Source organism: Streptococcus orisratti DSM 15617 (assembly GCF_000380105.1).
GTDB lineage: Bacteria > Bacillota > Bacilli > Lactobacillales > Streptococcaceae > Streptococcus > Streptococcus orisratti.
Genome location: NZ_KB904476.1, coordinates 1 through 18,862, shown reverse-complemented (window position 1 = coordinate 18,862; position 18,862 = coordinate 1). Strand labels below are relative to the sequence as shown.

18 protein-coding genes are annotated in these 18,862 nt (G+C 39.1%); 4 read left to right on the top strand and 14 right to left on the bottom strand.

The features are described 5' to 3' along the window. Positions 1–292 precede the first annotated feature (292 nt). From dexB to A3I7_RS0107240, 3 genes are all read right to left on the bottom strand, one after another. Entirely contained in the window at positions 293–1,903 is a 1,611-nt protein-coding gene (dexB, locus tag A3I7_RS0107250) for a glucan 1,6-alpha-glucosidase DexB (RefSeq protein WP_018376125.1), read from the bottom strand. 265 nt (positions 1,904–2,168) lie between these two features. Next, positions 2,169–3,302, bottom strand: coding sequence for an ABC transporter ATP-binding protein (locus A3I7_RS0107245; protein WP_018376124.1), 1,134 nt, complete (start codon positions 3,300–3,302; stop codon positions 2,169–2,171). 128 nt (positions 3,303–3,430) lie between these two features. Beyond that, positions 3,431–4,285: a helix-turn-helix domain-containing protein gene (locus A3I7_RS0107240; RefSeq protein ID WP_018376123.1), complete on the bottom strand. Its 855-nt coding sequence runs from the start codon at positions 4,283–4,285 to the stop codon at positions 3,431–3,433. A 129-nt stretch (positions 4,286–4,414) separates the two neighbouring features. Between A3I7_RS0107240 and A3I7_RS0107235 the strand changes: the two genes are divergently transcribed. Continuing rightward, a complete protein-coding gene (locus tag A3I7_RS0107235) occupies positions 4,415–5,395 on the top strand; it encodes a Gfo/Idh/MocA family protein (protein ID WP_018376122.1) in 981 nt (326 codons plus the stop codon). A gap of 155 nt (positions 5,396–5,550) precedes the next feature. Here the strand turns inward: A3I7_RS0107235 and treC are convergent, their stop codons facing one another. After that, positions 5,551–7,170, bottom strand: a complete 1,620-nt coding sequence (gene treC, locus A3I7_RS0107230) for an alpha,alpha-phosphotrehalase (RefSeq protein WP_018376121.1) — start codon at positions 7,168–7,170, stop codon at positions 5,551–5,553. Between the two features lie 99 nt (positions 7,171–7,269). Further along, on the bottom strand, positions 7,270–9,291 hold the full coding sequence (gene treP / locus A3I7_RS0107225; protein ID WP_018376120.1) for a PTS system trehalose-specific EIIBC component: 2,022 nt from the start codon (positions 9,289–9,291) through the stop codon (positions 7,270–7,272). Positions 9,292–9,535: 244 nt separating this feature from the next. On the opposite strand from treP, the gene treR reads away from it, so the two are divergent. Then, positions 9,536–10,255, top strand: coding sequence for a trehalose operon repressor (gene treR, locus A3I7_RS0107220; protein ID WP_018376119.1), 720 nt, complete (start codon positions 9,536–9,538; stop codon positions 10,253–10,255). A gap of 383 nt (positions 10,256–10,638) precedes the next feature. Further along, entirely contained in the window at positions 10,639–11,370 is a 732-nt protein-coding gene (yaaA, locus tag A3I7_RS0107215; protein WP_018376118.1) for a peroxide stress protein YaaA, read from the top strand. 381 nt (positions 11,371–11,751) lie between these two features. On the opposite strand, the gene nrdG is transcribed toward yaaA, so the two are convergent. The 9 genes from nrdG to A3I7_RS0107170 all read right to left on the bottom strand — a co-directional run bounded on the left by nrdG (position 11,752) and on the right by A3I7_RS0107170 (position 18,475). Continuing rightward, positions 11,752–12,363: an anaerobic ribonucleoside-triphosphate reductase activating protein gene (gene nrdG / locus A3I7_RS0107210; RefSeq protein ID WP_018376117.1), complete on the bottom strand. Its 612-nt coding sequence runs from the start codon at positions 12,361–12,363 to the stop codon at positions 11,752–11,754. 9 nt (positions 12,364–12,372) lie between these two features. Further along, positions 12,373–12,876, bottom strand: a complete 504-nt coding sequence (locus A3I7_RS0107205) for a GNAT family N-acetyltransferase (protein ID WP_018376116.1) — start codon at positions 12,874–12,876, stop codon at positions 12,373–12,375. Further along, a complete protein-coding gene (locus A3I7_RS14090) occupies positions 12,848–13,006 on the bottom strand; it encodes a hypothetical protein (protein WP_018376115.1) in 159 nt (52 codons plus the stop codon). Before A3I7_RS14090 ends, A3I7_RS0107205 begins: the two co-directional genes overlap by 29 nt. Before the next feature lie 220 nt (positions 13,007–13,226). Further along, positions 13,227–15,431: an anaerobic ribonucleoside-triphosphate reductase gene (gene nrdD, locus A3I7_RS0107195; protein WP_026217176.1), complete on the bottom strand. Its 2,205-nt coding sequence runs from the start codon at positions 15,429–15,431 to the stop codon at positions 13,227–13,229. Between the two features lie 96 nt (positions 15,432–15,527). Beyond that, positions 15,528–17,111, bottom strand: a complete 1,584-nt coding sequence (locus tag A3I7_RS0107190; RefSeq protein WP_018376113.1) for a glycosyltransferase family protein — start codon at positions 17,109–17,111, stop codon at positions 15,528–15,530. Positions 17,112–17,152: 41 nt separating this feature from the next. Then, positions 17,153–17,281, bottom strand: a complete 129-nt coding sequence (locus A3I7_RS14760) for a hypothetical protein (protein WP_018376112.1) — start codon at positions 17,279–17,281, stop codon at positions 17,153–17,155. Positions 17,282–17,458: 177 nt separating this feature from the next. Beyond that, positions 17,459–17,773, bottom strand: a complete 315-nt coding sequence (locus A3I7_RS0107180) for a DUF1292 domain-containing protein (protein WP_018376111.1) — start codon at positions 17,771–17,773, stop codon at positions 17,459–17,461. 16 nt (positions 17,774–17,789) lie between these two features. Beyond that, on the bottom strand, positions 17,790–18,209 hold the full coding sequence (gene ruvX, locus A3I7_RS0107175; RefSeq protein ID WP_018376110.1) for a Holliday junction resolvase RuvX: 420 nt from the start codon (positions 18,207–18,209) through the stop codon (positions 17,790–17,792). Next, complete coding sequence (locus A3I7_RS0107170; RefSeq protein ID WP_026217175.1) at positions 18,206–18,475, bottom strand: IreB family regulatory phosphoprotein; 270 nt, start codon at positions 18,473–18,475, stop codon at positions 18,206–18,208. The genes ruvX and A3I7_RS0107170 overlap by 4 nt, the downstream gene beginning before the upstream one ends. Before the next feature lie 203 nt (positions 18,476–18,678). Here A3I7_RS0107170 and A3I7_RS13670 point away from each other — a divergent pair. Beyond that, positions 18,679–18,862, top strand: a 184-nt coding sequence (locus A3I7_RS13670) for a helix-turn-helix domain-containing protein (protein ID WP_156812751.1), incomplete at its 3' end; no start/stop codon positions are given.

Below are 18,862 nucleotides of genomic sequence, written 5' to 3'. Positions count from 1 at the left end.
TTTCGAAGAGTATTAGCATAAATGCTACCTACGTCTGTTATCTAGTCTAATGTTGATTTTCTTTGAGATTTAGGTGATGATAAAAATTCTATTATTTGAAGTTCACAAAAAAACACGACTTAATTACCATATTGCATGGAATTAAATCGTGTTTTTTACAATTTGCAACTTCTTTAATGTGAAACAGTAGTGAGTTGCAGATGTGTATCGTTCAAAAATGCAAATCAACACAGCCATCAAAAATAGGCTGAGAAACTATGTCATCAAACTAAAACTCCACTTTGCTTATGCCTCATCCGACCTTAACGCAGAAAGCGTCCCAAGGTTGAAGTTGAAGCTTTTCAAATACTTCAAATTCACAGGTATTAGTTATAATAGTTTCTTGGTAATCTATATCTAGGTCAAAGGGTTGAGCCTCTCCAGAAAGATTAATAACGACTAGATAACTAGCATCAGCTGTCACGCGTTTATAGGCAAAAACTTTATCTGTAGTTTCTTGAAGTTCAAAATCAGCATCAACTAGCCAATCATTCTCCTTGCGAAGCTTGATGAGCTTTTGATAAGTGTAGAAGATTGAATCTGGATCAGCCAACGCAGCTTCAACATTGATTTGTGTATGGTTTGGATTGACTGGGAGCCAAGTCTGAGGACTGCTAGAAAAGCCAGCATTAGCGTCAGCATCCCACTGCATTGGTGTTCTAGCATTATCACGACCAATCATGCGAATACTGTCCATAATCTCTGAAACCGCTCTGCCATTTTCCAAAGACTCAGCAGCAAAATTCAAAGACTCAATGTCATTAAGTTCTCCCAAATCTTTGAAAGGATAGTTAGTCATGCCAATTTCCTCACCTTGATAGATGTAAGGTGTGCCACGCATAAGGTGGAGGGCAATAGCTAGCGCTTTGGCTGATTTTTCACGATAGGTGCCCGTATCACCCCAGATTGACAAGATGCGAGGCAGGTCATGATTGTTCCAGAAAAGCGAATTCCAACCTTGACCCAGCTCTAGTTCAGTCTGCCATTTGTTAAAAATATCCTTAAGCGCTGGAACATTTAAGCCTTTTTCATAATCCCATTTAGGCGAATTTGGCTTATGTTGCAACCCAATGTGCTCAAACTGAAAGACCATAGATAATTCTTCCTCAGCTGGGCTAGAGTATTTTTTAGCAATTTCAGGAGTCGCTCCCCAAGTTTCCCCAACTGTCAGCAAGTCTTTTCCAGCTAAAGTCGCTTGATGCATTTCTTTCAAGTAATCATGAAGTTTTGGACCATTGTTAGCAATCTTTTGATCAGGAATTTTTCCAATCATGTCAATAACATCCATACGGAAACCAGCAATCCCCTTGTCAATCCACCAATTCATCATGTCATAGACTTTTTGACGGAGGGCAGCATTTTCCCAATTCAAGTCAGGCTGCTTTTTGCTGAAAAAATGAAGATAGTATTGGCCAGATTTGTCATCGTATTGCCAAGCAGACCCTCCAAAAATAGAGTCCAGATCATTGGGCTGATCACGCCAGATATAGTAATCACGCGCATCACTATCTGGATGTTCACGCGCTTCTACAAACCAAGCGTGCTCATCAGAGGTATGGTTAACCACCAAATCCATAATAATTTTGATGCCTCGCTGATTGGCTTGTGCTAGTAATTCATCCATATCAGCCATATCACCAAAGATATCGGCAATGGCCTGATAATCTGAAATATCATAACCATTATCATCCATCGGACTTTGATAAACAGGAGATAACCAGATAGCTGTAATTCCTAGCTTTTGTAAATAATCCAACTTACTCGTAATCCCTTTTAAATCCCCAATACCATCACCGTTAGAGTCCTTAAAAGACTTAGGGTAGATTTGATATATTGTCGCTTTATGCCACCAATGTTTTTTCATCACATTATCTCGCTTTCTTCTGTTAACATTTGTATTCAATAGCAATTAGTATAAAAATACTGTTCTGACGTTCAAAACCACTAAAATCAACCTAAATGTTGGCTTTACCCTCTGTACCTTACACCAGTACTATCTTGTTTTGAGTTTTAGCCTGATTCTGAATTTTGTTTAGTATTAGTAAAAATTCTTTTAGAATGCAATCGTTTGCATCTCCCCCGAAAAGAAAATCCCCAAAAGCTTGAGGATTTCATTCTTTAGGAGGTCCTTAACGAATTGCTTGTTCTGTCTCAATATCGAAGAAGTGTCCCTTAGCTACGTTAAATGTAAGAGAAACTTTTTCTCCTGGGTTGTGGAAATCACGTGCATCTACACGAGAAGCGAACTCTGCATCACCAATTTTAACATAGAGCATTGTTTCTGAACCAAGCAATTCAGATACCATGACTTCTGCTGTAACAGTTGCGTTTGGATAAGTTTCTTGAACAATAAGATTGCTTGAAACGTCTTCTGGACGAATACCAAAGATAACTTCTTTGCCAAGATAACCTTTACTTTCAAGAACCTTAGCTTGACCAGCAGGAAGAGCGAGAGTAAAGCCATCTTTGCTAACAAGACGATCTTTTTCAACAGTGACATTAAAGAAGTTCATCGCTGGACTTCCGATAAATCCGGCAACAAATTTATTAGCTGGTTGGTTGTAAAGTTCTTGTGGAGATCCAATTTGTTCAACACGACCAATAGTACCTGAACCATCTGGATTCTTAGTAGAAGACATAATGACAATGCGGTCAGCCAAAGTCATGGCTTCTGTTTGGTCGTGAGTAACGTAGATTGTAGTTGCCCCAATACGACGGTGAATTTTTGCAATTTCTGAACGCATTGATACACGCAATTTAGCATCCAAGTTTGACAAAGGCTCATCCATCAAAAATACTTTGGCATCACGAACAATAGCACGTCCCATAGCTACACGTTGACGTTGACCACCTGACAAATCTGCTGGTTTACGTTGTAAGAACTCAGTCAAACCAAGGATTTGAGCAGCTTCTCTCACACGTTTGTCAATATCTTCTTTAGAGTATTTACGCAATTTCAAGCCAAAAGCCATATTATCGTAAACAGTCATGTGTGGGTAAAGGGCATAGTTTTGGAAAACCATGGCAATGTCACGGTCTTTTGGTGCTTTGTCATTAACTACTTCACCATCAATCTTCAATTCACCCTCAGTGATATCTTCAAGACCGGCCACCATACGAAGTGTTGTTGATTTACCACAACCTGAAGGACCAACGAAAACGATAAATTCTTTGTCTTTAATATCCAAATTAAAATCTTCAACAGCATAGTGAGTTGCGTTTGGATATTTTTTAAAGATGTGATTTAGATTTAATTCAACCATGATAGGCTCCTTCTTCATTGCTCTGGAAAATAGCAGAGCTTCTTATTTGATGGTTTCATTGTAACAAAGATAACGTTTTCATGGTATAGTCATCCCTGACAAAGTCTTTTGTGCAAGGTGACTAAAAATCAATCCGTCAAAATGAGGAGATAACAAAAGGCCAAATCATCTAATTTTTTCAAGTTAAGTCCCGACAAGCTGGCAAATTTATCCAACTTGTATTGCAGAGAGTTCCGATGAATAAAAAGTTTTTGAGCCGTCTGAACTAAATTGCCATGCTCTTCCCACATCGTTACGATGATATCTCTAATATCTTTACTCTCATTAATGTCTTGCAAAATTTTGGATTTGATAGCTGAGAGATTGCTTCTATGAGCTAGTCCCCAAAGAATAGCCTGCGAGAAAGAAATTAGATTTTCGTCCGCCTTGTAGTGAATAAACTCAGAAAAGAGACTGTTTTCATTGTCAAAATAAATCCGCAATTCATCACCCTTAAGTTTTGTCCAACTATTACCAAAAAATACCGTCAACTTCATCCCGAAATCACTCTCAATCGTCGGTAAAATATCCTGAACAAGTGTTTCAACATCAAAGAATGTTTCTTGATTAAGTAGAAGTAAGGTACGCGTTGGAGACAGATCAACTAAAGCCTCCAAATTAACCAATAAACTAGTAAAAAATTCCTTCAGTTCCTGTGACAATGGCTGCCGATGCTCAATGTAAACCATTTGAACACATTCAAAACTTTGAGGAATTCTTCCCTGCTTTTGTAAAAAATAAGTCTGCCAGGTATCAACCATCTGTGGCTCTCCTAGCAAACTTTTGGAGGATAGTCCTAATAAAAGCTGTTCACGTTTTGATAAGGAGCCCTTTGGCAAATAAACATACTGCTCGTCTAACAATAATTCTAAGTAATCCTGAACCAGTGACAAATCTCTATCTTGACGAATCACTGCCTCTGGAAATAATGTTTCAATTTTCATAGTAGCTCACTTCTCTTGAATTCATACAATCATTATAACATAGTCACAAAAAAATCAGTATTTCCTGCAAAGCGGATGACCCCTTTTTTACAAAAATAATGCTATACTAAAATCAAGGAGGTTTTATTTATGAATAAAACACAATACAAATGGGCTACCCTAGGAACTGGGGTCATTGCTAATGAATTAGCTCAAGCTTTGCAGTCACTAGGCGGCAACCTCTACTCCGTTGCTAATCGTACCTATGATAAAGGTCTAGAATTTGCTCAAAAATATGGTATTCAGAAAGTTTATCAAACCATTGATGAGGTATTTGAAGATCCTGAGGTAGATATTATTTACATCTCAACCCCTCATAATACCCATATTAACTATCTAAGAAAGGCCTTGTCAGCAGGAAAGCACGTCCTTTGTGAGAAGTCTATTACACTCAATTCAGAGGAACTGGAAGAGGCTATCGCGCTTGCCGAAGAAAACCAAGTCATTCTCGCTGAAGCGATGACTATTTTCCATATGCCTATTTACCGCCGTCTCCGCGAACTGGTCCAATCACAAGCCTTGGGGGATCTAAAAATGATTCAAATGAACTTTGGAAGCTATAAAGATTACGACATGACCAATCGTTTCTTTAATAGAAATCTAGCTGGTGGAGCCCTCCTTGACATTGGGGTTTATGCCCTATCTTTTGTTCGCTGGTTTATGTCTGAAACGCCTGATCAAATCAGCTCTCAAGTAAAATTAGCACCAACTGGGGTTGATGAACAGGTGGGAATTTTATTAAGTAATCCCAAAGGAGAAATGGCTACTATTGCCCTTACCTTACACGCTAAACAACCTAAACGCGGTACCATTGCCTACGATAAAGGCTACATTGAACTTTATGAATACCCTCGTGGTCAAAAAGCCATCATCACCTATACAGAAGATGGCCACCAAGATATCATTGAAGCAGGAGACACCAGTCAAGCCCTCTCCTATGAGGTCCAAGATATGGAAAAAGCTGTCGCTGGTATCGAAAATGAGATGCACCTTGCTTATAGCCAAGAAGTTATGGCTATCATGACCAAACTCAGAAAAGACTGGGGCTTAGTCTATCCAGAAGAAGAATAAATCACAAAAACTCTTCCACCAAAATAAATGATTGGGGAAGAGTTTTACAATATTATCTATTAGAAACTAAAAAGAGAAGGATATTATTGCTTAACCCTTCTCTTTTTAGTGAAATCTCATCTTATTTCCACTCTTACTACTGGATAACACACATTTTATTTTTTTAAAATAGCAAGAGTTTGATAAGGTTTGAGAGTAATCTGATCTGCTAAGACAGTGTCTTTATAGTTGCTGATCAAAACTTGACCTGAGGCATAATCAGCTAGGTCAAGGGTTACTTCTTCAGCAAAGAAGTTGTTTAGGACAAGGAGTTTTTCATCGCCAAGCTGACGCTCAAAGGCATAAACCTTATCACTATCTTTATAAGCTGCCTTATAGTCTCCTTCTGCGATTAAAGGCATCTCTTTACGCAATTGAATCAAGTCTTGATAGAAGGTAAAGATTGGGCCTTCCTTCTCATTTTTCACATTAATCTCTGGATAAGACTTGCCTGCTTTTAGCCAAGGTGTCCCTGTTGAGAAACCAGCATTTTGGCTATCATCCCACTGCATTGGAGTTCTCGAGTTATCACGAGATTTAGCTTGGATAATCTTGAAAGCTTCTTCTTCAGATTTGCCCTCGTCCAACATGATTTGATAAGCATTGAGACTCTCAACATCCACATAGTCTGCCATAGAATCATAATCTGGGTCAATCATCCCAATCTCTTCTCCCATGTAAATATAAGGTGTTCCTCGAGAAAGGTGGATAGAGGCCGCCAGCATGGTTGCTCCTTCATTGCGGAAATTTTTCACGTCCACAAAACGATTGAGGGCACGCGGTTGATCGTGGTTATTGTAAAACAGCGCATTCCAACCGTTACCTTCACTCATCCCTTCTCCCCAAGTATGGAAGAGTCGTTTGAGTTCCTCAAAGTCAAAATCCATAATGGTCCATTTTTGACCATCTTTGTAATCGACTTTCAAATGGTGAAAGTTGAAAGCCATAGACAACTCTTCACGCTCAGGAGCTGTGTAGAGAATGCAATTTTCAATGGTCGTAGCAGACATTTCCCCAACCGTCATAAAGCCTTCTTCTTTTCCAAAGGTGGCATTATTCATCATCTTGAGGTAATCATGCGTAATCGGACGATCAGTGTAGGCAGGTTTGCCGTCATTGATAGGGCAGTCTTCTAGGACTTCATCTTTACCAATCAAGTTGATAACATCAAAACGGAAGCCTTTAACCCCCTTGTCTTTCCAAAAGTTAACGACTTTAAAAAGTTCTTCACGGACATGGGGATTGCGCCAGTTAAGATCTGCTTGCGTCACATCAAAGAGATGGAGATAGTATTTCCCTGTATCACCAAATGGCGCCCAAGCATTGCCACCGAACTTGGAAACCCAATCAGTAGGTTGGTCACGCAGGATAAAGAAATCCTGGTAGTATTTGTCGCCAGCGAGGGCTTTTTGGAACCATTCGTGGTCTGTCGAGCAGTGGTTGAGAACCATGTCCAGCATGAATTCGATGCCTAATTCTTTTCCAACAGCCACCATTTCTTCAAAGTCTGCCATGGTGCCAAAGTCAGGATTCACCGCAGTGTAATCTGAAATGTCATAACCATTGTCATGCTGAGGACTTGGATAAAATGGGTTTAGCCAGATCATATCAATCCCTAACTCACGAAGATAGGGGAGTTTTTCAATAATACCACGTAAATCCCCCACACCATTTCCCGTAGTGTCCTTGTAAGATTTGGGATAGATTTGGTACACAACTTTAGTCCTATCAAACATTCTCTATTCCTTTCTCATGGATGTTTTCACACTAATTATAACGACTTTTAGGATAAAAACAAGCTAGACCAATAATTTAAAAGATACCCTTAGCAGTCATCACAATTTCATTGCAGTCATCAACTCACTACCACGCTCAATATCTGTCGGAAGTGAAACCATTTCTGTAGGAAGATAAGTGTCTTGATTCGTCACGATGACTGGTGTTTCGACTGGATAGCCTGCTTCTCTGATAGCTGAAATATCAAAACTTATTAACTTATCACCAGCCTTAACATGATCACCTTGAGTAACATGAGCTTCAAACCCTTTTCCATCAAGGTTAACCGTATCCATACCAATGTGCATTAGAATTTCTACACCATCTGTAGAAACAAGACCAATAGCATGTTTCGTTGGGAAAAGCACCGAAACAATACCATCTACCGGCGCAACCAATTCACCTTCTGTCGGATCTATAAGGACGCCTTGTCCCATAACCCCTTGAGCAAATACTGGGTCAACAGCAGTGCTAAGTTCACGCGCTTGACCAGTGAGGGGACTTTGCAGAATAACTTTTGTTCCTGATGGAACTTGTGCATCTTCCACTGATGTTGAAGTAGCTGAAGCTTCTTCTACTTCTTTTCCTTCATCTTCTGTTTTAGTGAAAATATTTGCTTTACGGAAGAAGATGGTCAGGGCAAATGGAACAGCGATAGCAACTGCCATACAAACAAAGAATGGAATCATGTATTTGGTGTTAATCGCCATGAAGCCTGGCAGTCCGCCGACACCGATAGAGTTGGCTTGAACATTGAAGGTTGTTGACAAAAGACCTGCAATACCAGAACCAATCATTCCTGCCACAAATGGGTAAACGTATTTCACATTGACACCGAAGAGGGCTGGTTCTGTAACGCCTAGATAAGCTGAGATAGCTGCTGGAAGTGAAATTTCAGCTTCACGTTCATTTTTACGATTCATCCAGTAGTAAGCCAAGACACCTGAACCTTGAGCAATATTTGACAGGGCAATCATTGGCCAAAGGCCAGTTGTGTGAGTAGCTGTGTCCGCAATTAACTGGGTATCGATCGCATTGGTCATATGGTGCAGACCAGTAATAACCAACGGCGCATAAAGGGCACCGAAAATTGCACCAAAGAGCCATTTCACAGGGCCAGTCAGACCTGCCAGAACCACGAAGGAAATACCTTTACCGATAGTCCAGCCGATTGGACCTAACACGGTATGCGCCAAAATCAGCGCCGGAATTAAGGACAGAAATGGAACAAAAATCATTGACACCACTTCTGGAATGCGTTTCCGCCAGAAAATTTCAAGATAAGATAAGGACAGGCCTGCTAAGAGGGCTGGAATAACTTGTGCCTGATAACCGATACGGTTAACGGTAAAGAAACCAAAGTCCCAAACCCAATTTTTCGCAATTTCTGCTGCGGAAGTACTTCCCACTGCATAAGCATTCAGCAACTGAGGAGACACCAATGAAATCCCGAGTACAATCCCTAAAATTTGAGTCGTTCCCATCTTACGCGTCACAGACCAAGTAATCCCCACTGGAAGGAAGTGGAAAATCGCTTCACCTGGCAACCATAGGAAAGAATTAACCCCCGACCAGAATTGAGAAACGTCAACAATTGTATTCCAAACTTTGTCACCATTAGCATCAAAAACGGCCTTCCCATCAACCATTTTTTGGCCGAGCATTTCAAACGGAACCCCTTCGAGGATGTTACGGAATCCTAAAATCAAACCACCTACGATAATGGCTGGAATAATCGGTGTAAAAATCTCAGCCAGCATGGTCATCACCCGCTGAATTGGGTTTTGATTGGATTTGGCCGCTGACTTAGCTGCTTCTTTAGACACACCTTCAATGCCAGAAACAGCAGAGAAGTCATTGTAGAAAATCGGCACGTCATTTCCAATGATGACTTGGAACTGACCTGCATTGGTAAAGGTTCCCTTAACAGCTGAAATTTTCTCAATTGTTTTGACATCAGCCTTACTTGGATCTCCCAAAACAAAACGCATTCGAGTTGCACAGTGGGTTACCGCGACAACATTTTCTTTACCGCCAATTGCCTGTAACAGCTCGCGGGCTTCTTTTTCAAATTTTCCCATGATAGGACTCCTTTTTTATAAAATAGCAGAGCTTTTGCCCTTATTAGCAAGAGTTGATCTCACTTGACTCGAAATCTTACGTACGGATGATTTACACCTATATTGTAACCGTTTACTTATTTGTCTGCAAGTTGTTTGTGATAAAAAAACAATTTTTCACCCTAAATTAAGCTAGTTGTATGGTAAAATAAAAACAACTTAAAATTAATTTTTTGTTTAGACATCATTATACAGGGAAAATAACATGAAAAAATATGAGCATATCTTTAAACAACTCGAAGAATCCATCCACAACGGCAGCTACCTCGTTGGAGACTACCTCCCAACCGAATCCGAACTAACTCAGATTTACCAAGCTAGTCGCGATACGATTCGTAAAGCCCTATCACTACTAGCTGAAGCAGGGTTAATCCAAAAACGCCATGGATCCGGTTCTCAAATCATCAAGCACGAACACATCAATTTTCCAGTCTCAGAGCTTACCAGTTACCAAGAACTTGTCGATAAATTGGGAATAAACTCAAAAACAAATGTTATCAGCATTGATAAAGTAATTATCAACAAGGCACTAAATGACTTAACAGGTTTCCCTATTAACAGTCTTGTTTGGCGCATAACGCGTCAAAGAGTTGTTGATGGGACAGCCTCCGTTCTTGATATTGATTACCTTAGCAAGGCTATTGTCCCAAATTTCACACGAGAAATAGCAGAGCGTTCAATCTATAATTACTTAGAAAATCAATTGCATTTAGACATCGCTTATGCCCAAAAAGAAATCACAATTGATCAACTTACTGAACAAGATAAAATTCTCCTTGACATCGGCTCTGAACATCATGTCGTTTCTGTTAAATCAAAAGTCTATCTAACCACTAATCAGCAATTTCAATTCACTGAGAGCCGACACAAACTTGAAAAATTTAAATTTATTGATTTTGCTCGGAGAAAAACCAATACTCAATGACAATCAATGTCATACACTAAGAACCTGTATTTACAAGTGAAGTGCTTTTATATAAGAGATAGTTTTTCGCTAATCAAGGTAGTTTTTTGAAAGAATACTGACTGTATTTTGAAAAAAACTAACGAGGAGTAGCTCAAAAACTAGCCTTAGATGGAGGTACTGAAGTATGAATACAGGTTCTAAGATAGATAAGATTGAAGTTCATCAAGCCAACAATAGCTGAATTGGATTTCAAAAAGTTTAAAACACCTCTCTTCACCTTTATCAAGTTAAAAGTATTCTACTTTTACTCTCTACAAAAATGGTGAACTTGCCTTGCTTGTTAGCAAGTTTGCAGTTTCTCCTCGCTTGACATTCTTCAGACATTTTTTGATAATAAAAGCATGATAACCTTTTTAATTCCTACTGCTAAAGAAATGAAAATTCTGACTCAGAGCTCTCATAAGCCACTAACTTCAAAAAGCTCTGCTATTGCCCATGAACTGGCAAAGTTATCCACAGATGAACTAGCCAGATGCTACAAACTCAGCCTTCCTGCTGCCGAGGAAGAAGCCAAACGTTGGGCTCTTCTTGTTACCAATCAAGCAGCAAACTACCCGGCCCTACACCTCTTTAACGGTCTCATGTATCGGCACATTGTCCGCGAAGAGTTATCCACAGACGAACTAGCTTACTTAGACGAGCATATTTTTATTACAAGTGCCTTATACGGGATCATACCCGTGCGTGAAAGTATTGCTGCGCACCGACTAGACTTCAACACGCCTTTTAAGATTGATGGCAAATCCCTAAAAGCCTTTTGGCGTAAGGAGTTTGACAATTTCGTCACCAATAACAAAGTAGCAATTTCTTTACTTTCCAGTGAGTTTGAAGAGGTTTTTTCCGCCTCTGTTCGTAAAAATTTTGTCAATGTTATCTTCATAGAAGAAAAGGATGGGCAACTCAAAAAACATTCTACAATTTCAAAAAAAGCACGCGGACAATTTTTAACTGCAGCCGTGAAAGCCTCTGTAGAGACTGTTACAGAGATTAAATCCCTAACATTTGGTGGTTTTAGCTATCGCCCTGACCTATCAACTGAAAAACAACTTGTTTTTGTTAAAGTAGTTTCATAAATTGAAAAAGACTTTTCCACAAGATTTCCTCTAAATGAACAGGAATTGTGGAAAAGTCTCTTTGTGAAAATGCTTTTTGTAAGCTTATTTAGATACTCTTTGGATATTAGTTCTTACTAAAACCCACAGCTTTATCCACACTTATTCACAAGTTGTGGATAAGTCTATCTTATTTCTGGGGATAACTTGTGGAAATCAGACCTCTGTAAAACCTATACGCAATGACAATCCAGAATAGCTTAGTAATGCACATTTAGTTTTTTAAGTTGTCCTACATCAAACAAGTTGACAACCGGGAAAGATAGGAAAGGTTTTCAATATCCTTGAAATCACTCTATTACCGCTCTTAAAAAACTGGGCATTTCGCCCAGCCCAGTTTACTTATATTAAACGGTCACGTTTGATTTGCTCAAAATTTTGGTCACCATCATTGAGCTTATCCCAGATAACGATTTTACCTTGAGCCAAAGATTTTTGCACATCAATGATACGTTGGTTTGACGAGCCACGAAACTGCAACATGAGGTTGCGCTTGGACCGATCATAGCGCCCATCTACCAGAATATCTACCATACTTAATAATTCTAACTTATCTGGCGTTTCTAGCATCATCTCTTCCCAAGTGTAGCCCGTCCAAGACCAGATATCTTTCTCAGGCAGTTCCTTGCGAATTCGTTTGACAAGCGGAATAAGAATACCTGTATTCAGAAAAGGTTCCCCACCCAGCAAGGTTAGACCTTGAACATAAGGTTGCGCCAAATCTGTCATAATCTGCTCTTCTAATTCTTGGGTGTAAGGCATGCCCGCTTTGAAATTCCATGTAGCCACATTATAACATCCCTGACAATGAAACATGCACCCCGCAACATATAGTGAGTTCCGTACACCTTCTCCATCCACAAAATTAAAAGCCTTGTAATCAATAATTCGTCCCTGACTAAGTTCTTCTGATTTCCACTCTCCGGGTTTTGGCGTATTCCATGTCTCTACCATTATATCCTCCTATTTATTGAGCGTATCTATCCAATAGCGTTCAGTTCCCTCCCTGACATCTTCTAAAATACCACCGCAAGCCAAGATTGTTCTTCGACTAGCTTCATTGGTTTTATCACAAGTAATTAACACCTTGGATAAATTTTTTTTAGCTGCTTGTCGCAAACCTTGCCTTAGTTGCCCTTTGGCATAGCCTTTATGACGCTCACTAGGTCTAACAGAATATCCTATATGACCACCTTTTTCCAAAAGAGTCGCATTTAAGGCAAGCCGCAAATGTAAAAAACCAATTGCTCTGCCATTATCAAAAGAAACAAACTGAATAGCTGGCACCCAACCATCTGGAATATTAATCCCCATCTCTGCGTGAGCATTTCCAACCAACCACTCCTCGTAGTCAAAATTTTCAGTATTCCAAAAACCACCATCAGTTCTAGAGCCTGTCGCTTCAAACTCAGTCATCATATCCAAGACAGCTTCCTTGTCAGCCAAAGTTGGTCTTCGTAGTTCCATTATTTCTTCTTCCCAACTTTTTTAATAAAGCTTGTACACGTGCTTTCTTATCGCTTTTGACATTGGAATGTTTCTCGTGAAACCGTTCCACTTGCTGCATACCTTTATAATCTAATTGATACTTTCCCACTATCTTCTCCTTCTATGATAAAAACAAAAAAATAAACTTTTCATAGCCTTTGAAATTCAAAGTTTCTCTATCACTTTCTGTTCTAGAGAGACGTACAAAATGATAAAACACATCAATTGGACAACTATAAAAAGTAAAGCCTAACCTTCCAAAATCTGAGATTGGCCTCAAAGAGCATAAAATACAAGAAGCTGGTGACTTCAGTCCCAGCCTCATAATATCACTGATGAACTCCTGGGTTCTTAATTGTTGAACCATTCATATGTTTAACACGAGCCGAAATCTCCTTGTGACGACCGTTTACCATAGGGCGCGCTTGAGGGTTTCCAAGGTAACCGCAAGTCCGTTTAACCACATCTACCGTCTTAGGATCGCTATTCCCACAATTGGGACAAGTAAAGCCACGCTCGGTTGGTTCAAAGTCTCCTTCAAAACCACATTGATAACATCTATCAATCGGCGTGTTGGTTCCCAAGTAACCAACACGGTCATAAGCGTAATCCCAAACAGCCTCCAAAGCCTTTGGATTTTGCTGAAGAACTGGATACTCACAGTAGTGAATGAAACCACCTGAAGCTCCTGCTTCTGGATAAACTTTTTCAAAGTCCAACTTTTCAAATGGCGTTGGATTTTTACGAACATCATAGTGGAATGAATTGGTATAATATTCCTTGTCCGTAATATCAGCCACGACACCAAATTTTTCAGTATCCAAACGGCAGAAACGATCTGTTAGGCTTTCTGATGGGGTAGAGTAAACTGAAAAATGATAGTCGTATTCATCAGACCAATCTGAGCATAACTTCTTCATAGCACGAATGATAGAAACCGTAAATTCTTTAGCTTCTGCATTGTGTTCCCAATTTCCACCATAAAAGACAGTAGCGACTTCGTAAAGCCCGATATAACCAAGCGATACCGTAGCACGACGATGTTTGAAAAGTTCATCGACATTGTCATATTTTCCAAGGCGTTGACCAAAGGCACCGTACTGGTAGAGAATTGGAGCATTGGCAGGAGTCGCTTCCTTGACACGCTCCACGCGGTAAACAAGAGCATCCCTAGCAATTCCCATACGTTCGTCGAAGATTTCCCAGAATTTATTTAAGTCCCCGTTTGACTCCATAGCAATACGAGGTAAGTTGACAGTGACAACACCAAGGTTCATACGGCCTGAGTTGACCTCCACCCCATTTTCATCCTTCCATCCTTGCAAGAATGAACGGCAGCCCATTGGTGCCTTGAAAGAACCTGTCAAACTGATAATCTTATCATAAGAGAGCACATCTGGATACATACGCTTAGTAGCACACTCAAGAGCCAGCTGCTTGATGTCATAGTTTGGTGTCCCAACTTCTTTATTGAGGCCACTCTTCAACGTGAAGATGAGTTTAGGAAAAATGGCTGTGCGATGCTCTGAACCAAGCCCTTTGATGCGAATTTCCAAAATAGCCTTTTGAATTTCACGTTCAAACCAGTTAGTTCCCAAACCAAAACCAAGTGAAGTAAATGGAGTCTGCCCATTTGAAGTGAAAAGTGTATTGATTTCATATTCAAGGCTTTGCATGGCATCATAGATATCTTTTTTAGTCTTGGCACGCGCATAATCTTCACGCTTATCCTCAGCAACCCACTCTTGTGCATCCTTGAGATGTTTTCGATAATTGAGCTCCGCATATGGTGCTAAAAATTCATCAATGCGGTCTGCCGTACAACCGCCATACTGGCTTGAAGCCACATTGGCAATGATTTGCGAAATCTGAGCTGTCGCTGTTTGAATAGACTTAGGACTTTCAACCTCAGCATTTCCAATCTTGAAACCATTCGCCAACATCCCCTTAAAATCGATAAGGCAGCAGTTAGTCATCGGTGTGTATGGACTGTAATCAAGGTCATGGTAATGAATATCACCTTTTTGGTGAGCATTCGCAACGTGGGCAGGTAACATCTTGAGACCGATTGATTTACCAACGATACCTGCTGTTAAATCACGCTGTGTATTAAAAACATCACTATCCTTGTTTGCATTCTCATTAACAACCGTTTGATCCTTATTGAGTAATTTATCAATAGTAAAGTTGATATCAGTCGCTTTAGCACGATCAAAATCACGTTTTGTCCGATAATTGATGTATTCCTTAGCGATAGCATACTCGTTTGCTTCTAATAATTCATGTTCAACGATATTTTGAATTTCATAAATTTTAATATTATTTTGAAAACGTTCATAAATTTCAGCAATGACACGATCCGCAATAGCCTCCAACTTAGCCTCAATCAATGGTGACATTTTGGTCACATTGTTGCTTGCCTTCAAGAGTGCACTATAAATTTTATCTGCGTCAAAATTCACTAAGCGGCCATCTCGCTTAATGACTTTCATGTCTGAACGTGTCACTATTTTTTCTTTTTCCAAGGTCATCATCATAAAATCCTCCGCTCAACTATTATATCATGAGAGGGAAAAAAATCAATATCTTGTGTTAGTTTTTTTAAATAAACACAAGATATTGATTTTTTATTATTTTTTCTTGTAAATCGTGAAACTAGAAACACCATCTACTGAAAGCTGATCGTAATTAGCTTTGAGATTGTTTTCTATTGTCTCAGAAATTTTTTCTTTATTATTTACCACTACAAATGCTGACTTATTTTGAAGAAGTTCATCTTCTAATAACTTCGCCTGCGATTTTTTCATCGTGTTGACCGAAGGAAGCGGAAACTCTGTACTACTCTTCAATTGTCCATCTATGTAAATTTTGGCTGAATCATCCCAAACATAGACCTTGTCATCACTAGCCACCTGACTTGAAAGGTAGGTGGCGACTGTTGAACGTTGAGCATTAATATCAAGCGAACTGACATAGTGGAAAGCTGACAAACCTATGCTTACTAAAAAGACGAAAACAGGGAGATACAGATGACGTTCCAAATACAACTCAAAGAAACGAGCACCCTCACGACCTGATTTTTTACTACGATGGGCAGATTTACTACGACTTGATTGATAATAGTGATTTAACCCCAAAACAGACAATACCAAACCAAATGGCAAGAAGTTTAACAAGTGATACAAATGAAAATCTTGAGATAGGCAAGCAATAACAAGATAGACAATAGCAGTGAGAAAAATTAGCCATTTTGCAACTTTATCTTCTCCTTTAGAAATGTGCTTAAGGAAAGTAAAAAATCCGAGAAGTAATCCCGATGCTAAAGCAGCGAACATTTGGAAAGCAATTCCTAATAGAAAATTTTCCTTACCAGCTACAAAGAAAGTAAAAGGGTACACCACAGCCTGTTTCAGATAAGGCAATAAAATCTGCAAATTGAGAATAAAGAAACCAGCTGTATAAAAGACTAAAATAGTTCCAAAAATGATGCACAGGAGCTGATAAAAACCTCTAGCAACATGTTTTTTACCAATATTATAAACTCCAATTGTTAAGAAAGACAAAGCCCAGAAAACCAAGGTGCGAGGATCTAAAAGCATGGCAGCAGCTCCTGCAAAGCCATAGAGAATAAAGGCTTCATCCTTAATAATTCCTGCAAAGTATTTCACCAAAAACCAGAGAGAGACTAGCACAAAAGGTATGGCCCATTGGCTAGGATATAGACCACCAAACCCTAATGCAATGTTCAACAAATAAAAAATAGTATTGGCTGCCGCAGAAATTTTGGTACTATTGGTAAAATAATTAAAAATTTTATAAAGATAAATTCCTGATACGTAAGTTGCCAAGAAAGTTACCAAAACCAACCAGAGACTTGTGCCCAAATAGTACCCTATGGCAATCAAAACGTAATAGAGAAAACCACCGGTAGCAAAGATATCACTAAAAGGTAACTGACCACTGGTCATCATCATACCGGTATAAATATTTTGAGATTGCAGGCTATTTGCCAAATCTGAAAAAAATGGTAAAGCAACTGTCAAACAGGCTGTTAAAATACTAAAAAAAGCAATATGAAATTTATGTACAAGTGGCACCTTTGTTTTTTTCGTTTCTTCGCGGTGCGTATTTTTTTCTGCTTGACGACGTTGTGAACGACTATAGTCTACACGACTATCCTTCTCCAAGAGGAGCTCTTCTGGTGTTTGATTCACATCTCTTCTCCTTGACTAATATACTTCCAGTATATCAGAAACTACGATTTAGTCAATTTTTCAATAAGTAAAGCATAAAATAAAATATCTCTAAAACGGTGATAGGTCTGCTTTTGATAGTCATCCAAAAAAAGTTCCTCTTCCTTGGTTAACAGTAATAATTTTGCCATTTATTACCTCCAACCTATTTATTCGAAAATAAGTTAAGATAACAAAAAAGCTGGGACAATGCAATGTCCCAAGCTCCTTATATCGTGATTTTACTTAAAAGATTAAACAACAGGAAAGTTTACCTACTTTAGTCAACTTTCCTGACATGCATCATTTTCAGACCACTTTCTTATATCTTATTCACCTTCATCTAGGAAGCTATTGAAAACTTCTTCGATCATATCCCACTCGGCATCCGAGTCTTCTGGAATTGGTTGAAGGTCACCTTCTGTACCATCTTCATTTTCTGTAAATGAGTAAGCTTGAATTTCAATTTCACCATTCGCATCTTCTTCTGCACCCGCTGGTACCAAAAGAACATAGTTCTTGCCAAATTCTTCGCGACCATCAATGGTTAAAAGAATTTCAAATAAAGTTTCATTGCCTTGCTCATCTACCAGTGTAATGACTTCGTGATCATGGTCATGATCGTGATTATGGTTATGTGCCATAGATTCTCCTTTTTGTTTAAAACATTCTGTCTAAATAATTTTGTAAAATAAGCTGTGCCGCTAATTTATCAATGACTTTTTTACGTTTACCACGGCTAACATCAGCTTGTTCAACTAACATGCGCTCTGCCTGAACAGTCGTCAAACGCTCATCCTGATACTCAACTGGAAGATTAAATAAAGTTGTAATCTTCTCACCGTAGGCTTTGCTAGCCTCAACACGAGGGCCTTCTGTATTATTCATATTTTTGGGCAGACCAACTACAAACTTATCAACCTTGTATTGCTTAACAAGTTCTCCTAAGCGGTCAAAGCCAAATTCATCAGCTTCTTCATTGATTTTAATGATTTCAAGTCCTTGCGCTGTAAAACCGAGAGGGTCGCTAATCGCTACTCCGACAGTTTTAGAGCCAACATCTAGTCCCATGATTCTCATTTTAAATCAATCCCGTTTCCTTTAAGATAGTAGCGGACAAGTTCTTCAACGATTTCATCACGCTCATATTTGCGAATTTGGTTACGGGCATCGTTATAGCGAGGAACATAAGCTGGATCCCCACTCAAGACGTAACCCACGATTTGATTGATTGGATTATAGCCCTTTTCGTCAAGCGAACGGTAAACCATTGTGAGTGTTTCACTGATTTCTTTTTTATTGCCGTCGTCTAATTTGAAGCGCACAGTCTCTTCTGTAAATCCCATACTTACACCTACTTTCTGAAATTCCATTATTCCTTATTATACTTCATTTAAAGATATTTAACAAGGATTTCAATTGCTTTTCATGTAACCTTTTCATGTACCTAAATTCTCAAAGTAAATTCTAGTCTAACACCAAAACTGGAAATTAGACTGAGACAAAAAAATAAGGTAGAACTTACTATGGGACAAGTTGGTAACTGACAATGAAAAACAAACACTTAACTCTCTCTGATCGCAACGATATTCAAATAGGAATTGAACAGCTAAAGCCCTTCTCAGCTATAGCAGCTAAGTTAGGAAAAGACCCGTCCACAATTTCAAAAGAAGTTCGGAGAAATCGAGTGGTTAAAGAAAATTCTGTGACATCTAATTGTGAGGCCTGCCCTC

What these genes read in the sequence shown, in the direction of transcription:
- dexB (WP_018376125.1), bottom strand. Translation starts at nt 1,903, where the DNA reads ATGAAAAAACATTGGTGGCATAAAGCGACAATATATCAAATCTACCCT.
- A3I7_RS0107245 (WP_018376124.1), bottom strand. Translation starts at nt 3,302, where the DNA reads ATGGTTGAATTAAATCTAAATCACATCTTTAAAAAATATCCAAACGCA.
- A3I7_RS0107240 (WP_018376123.1), bottom strand. Translation starts at nt 4,285, where the DNA reads ATGAAAATTGAAACATTATTTCCAGAGGCAGTGATTCGTCAAGATAGA.
- A3I7_RS0107235 (WP_018376122.1), top strand. Translation starts at nt 4,415, where the DNA reads ATGAATAAAACACAATACAAATGGGCTACCCTAGGAACTGGGGTCATT.
- treC (WP_018376121.1), bottom strand. Translation starts at nt 7,170, where the DNA reads ATGTTTGATAGGACTAAAGTTGTGTACCAAATCTATCCCAAATCTTAC.
- treP (WP_018376120.1), bottom strand. Translation starts at nt 9,291, where the DNA reads ATGGGAAAATTTGAAAAAGAAGCCCGCGAGCTGTTACAGGCAATTGGC.
- treR (WP_018376119.1), top strand. Translation starts at nt 9,536, where the DNA reads ATGAAAAAATATGAGCATATCTTTAAACAACTCGAAGAATCCATCCAC.
- yaaA (WP_018376118.1), top strand. Translation starts at nt 10,639, where the DNA reads ATGATAACCTTTTTAATTCCTACTGCTAAAGAAATGAAAATTCTGACT.
- nrdG (WP_018376117.1), bottom strand. Translation starts at nt 12,363, where the DNA reads ATGGTAGAGACATGGAATACGCCAAAACCCGGAGAGTGGAAATCAGAA.
- A3I7_RS0107205 (WP_018376116.1), bottom strand. Translation starts at nt 12,876, where the DNA reads ATGGAACTACGAAGACCAACTTTGGCTGACAAGGAAGCTGTCTTGGAT.
- nrdD (WP_026217176.1), bottom strand. Translation starts at nt 15,431, where the DNA reads ATGATGACCTTGGAAAAAGAAAAAATAGTGACACGTTCAGACATGAAA.
- A3I7_RS14760 (WP_018376112.1), bottom strand. Translation starts at nt 17,281, where the DNA reads ATGGCAAAATTATTACTGTTAACCAAGGAAGAGGAACTTTTTTTGGAT.
- A3I7_RS0107180 (WP_018376111.1), bottom strand. Translation starts at nt 17,773, where the DNA reads ATGGCACATAACCATAATCACGATCATGACCATGATCACGAAGTCATT.
- ruvX (WP_018376110.1), bottom strand. Translation starts at nt 18,209, where the DNA reads ATGAGAATCATGGGACTAGATGTTGGCTCTAAAACTGTCGGAGTAGCG.
- A3I7_RS0107170 (WP_026217175.1), bottom strand. Translation starts at nt 18,475, where the DNA reads ATGGGATTTACAGAAGAGACTGTGCGCTTCAAATTAGACGACGGCAAT.